3 protein-coding genes are annotated in these 2,047 nt (G+C 26.9%); 1 reads left to right on the top strand and 2 read right to left on the bottom strand.

Features of this window, described 5'->3' with window-relative positions; genetic code table 11:
• Both QZ146_RS08735 and QZ146_RS08730 read right to left on the bottom strand, forming a co-directional pair.
• Nucleotides 1-360, bottom strand: a 360-nt coding sequence (locus tag QZ146_RS08735; protein ID WP_295723719.1) for a helix-turn-helix domain-containing protein, incomplete at its 3' end; no start/stop codon positions are given.
• A gap of 1 nt (nucleotide 361) precedes the next feature.
• Nucleotides 362-556 (bottom strand): hypothetical protein, encoded by a 195-nt coding sequence (locus QZ146_RS08730; protein ID WP_295723717.1) that lies wholly within the window; start codon nucleotides 554-556, stop codon nucleotides 362-364.
• A 556-nt stretch (nucleotides 557-1,112) separates the two neighbouring features.
• Here QZ146_RS08730 and QZ146_RS08725 point away from each other — a divergent pair.
• Nucleotides 1,113-1,442, top strand: coding sequence for a hypothetical protein (locus tag QZ146_RS08725; protein ID WP_295723715.1), 330 nt, complete (start codon nucleotides 1,113-1,115; stop codon nucleotides 1,440-1,442).
• Nucleotides 1,443-2,047 lie beyond the last annotated feature (605 nt).

The following is a 2,047-nucleotide window of genomic DNA, read 5'->3' as shown; positions in this document are numbered from 1 at the left end:
AATACCAAATTCATCTAAAATAAATTTGTGAGCCTGCTTGATAGTATAAGATTTGTTAGGATTTGAAATTTCTTCGTTTAATATCCTTAACTGCTCATTGCTCAACTTACATTTGGTTCCGGAATTCTGACGATTGGAAACTAAACCATCTAAACCATATTTATTATAATTTTTTAACCATCGTGATCCAGTTTGACGAGACACATCCAATATTGAGGTTACTTCTGTTATTGTGTGTCCTTTTAATAAAGCTTTAATGAATATTAACCTATTATGAACTTCAGCGTTGTTCTTGTATTGTTTTAGTAACTCATTTATCTCATCAATTGTGTAATGGTCTTCAACTTTTGCAATTTTCATATTAATATTTTTGACCATCATATGTAATAAATATTTGGTAAAATACTATAATTATTCGGTAAGGTTTATCCTTTTTGAAGTTATTAATAAAATAAGCAGTATGTTTAGCGAAATGCTCATTATCTAGTTTATCTCCGTGATTTACACATTCAAATTCAGTCGGCACATCTTGCACTTTCATAACAACTATTGACATAATTTAAACACTCCTTTAACATAAAATATTTTTTTTGATTCCAGTTATTTCAAGGAAAAAATCCTAAAGAAAAAATCAGAACGGACATCTTATTTTTTCAACTGTTACTTACTATAATATTATAAATTCCATCATATATAAATTTAAGTACTTATTTAATCTAAAATCAGAATATTAGAAGGTTATTATTAAAAAATAAGGATTTTTCTAGGATAAATTTTTAAATATGGTGAAAATTATCAAGAGTTTAATATTTTTAAATAATTGATAAAGAAAATAAAGGTCTTTGAAAATATCTATAATTATTTTGTTAGTGTTTGTTTAAATTAATAGGACTTTGTAAAAAGAAGTTAATGGTACCATGTGCTGGAGGTTACACCCCCCCCCCTTTGTATTTTGGTTTGTTGCAGGGAGTATTTTTTCAGAGTGGTGATTCATACTGCAGGTTGGGATGTCATAAATCAGTGACATACATACCCCCACATTTTTCAGACCCAATTAGTGGACAGTCCCATATTATATTAAACAAAAGTAATTATATTAATTGAGGAAAATTATGAAAGTTAGATTATTAATATTTGATATTGATTTTCTTAAAAATGCGGATGCTTCATTTTTAGAGAATATTGTTTATCTTAAAGAACCTATCCCTTTGAATATTAAGATGGTAGTTATGGATTATATTCCTAATTTTAAGGATAAACGATTAGCTATTTTTGGTAATGATAAACATTTCATGAAGCAAATTCGAAAAGAAAGATTAGTTTCACGAAAGTTAAATCCTATTGAAGCTAGAGAATATCATAATGATCTTGTTTTAGATTTCATTGATAAGCATGCGGAATTCTCTCCTTTTATTAAAGAAATTAAATATATTGATGTTTAATTTTTCTTATTGGAAGTGTTCGCTATTTACCTAATTGAAAAGGGACAAATTACATTTGAAGGGTTCATTCACATCTAAAATTTACTTTTCCTACTTTTTCAAACAATGCCATTTAATCAAACACTACCTTCACCAAACATTAGGACAATAAGAAAAGTTGATTCTGCAAAAATCATGATCAATGAATCGTTAGTCATTCATTATCACATAAGGCAAATTTGGAGCCCATCGAGATTAAATAAAACAAGTTTTTGAAGAAATATACTGATATAAACGGCTAATAAATCTTTAAATAGGTGATTGGAGAAATGATATTATAGCAACATAGAAAAAAAGCTCTCACAATCACATTTACTCTTTTTGTGGGAACAAGTATTAATATCTATTTAATATGTTAAATAGTATTAAGTTAACTAACACTCCTATAAAGTTAAGGATAACCCCGTTATATAATGCTCTTTTTTGATTTTAATATGATTTTACCATTAGACATGTCATATCAATGTTTTAAATCAAGTTAAATTACTGTATTCTTTAGAATTAGTTAGTTTATATCTTCCATAATTTTATCATTCTGACTTTAAATCACCATACCTTCATCTGAA

The organism is uncultured Methanobrevibacter sp. (genome assembly GCF_905235195.1).
GTDB lineage: Archaea > Methanobacteriota > Methanobacteria > Methanobacteriales > Methanobacteriaceae > Methanarmilla.
This window is presented reverse-complemented; position numbering and strand designations above follow the sequence as displayed.

Coding starts and splice junctions, on each gene's coding strand:
- QZ146_RS08730 (WP_295723717.1), bottom strand. CDS start 556: ATGTCAATAGTTGTTATGAAAGTGCAAGATGTGCCGACTGAATTTGAA.
- QZ146_RS08725 (WP_295723715.1), top strand. CDS start 1,113: ATGAAAGTTAGATTATTAATATTTGATATTGATTTTCTTAAAAATGCG.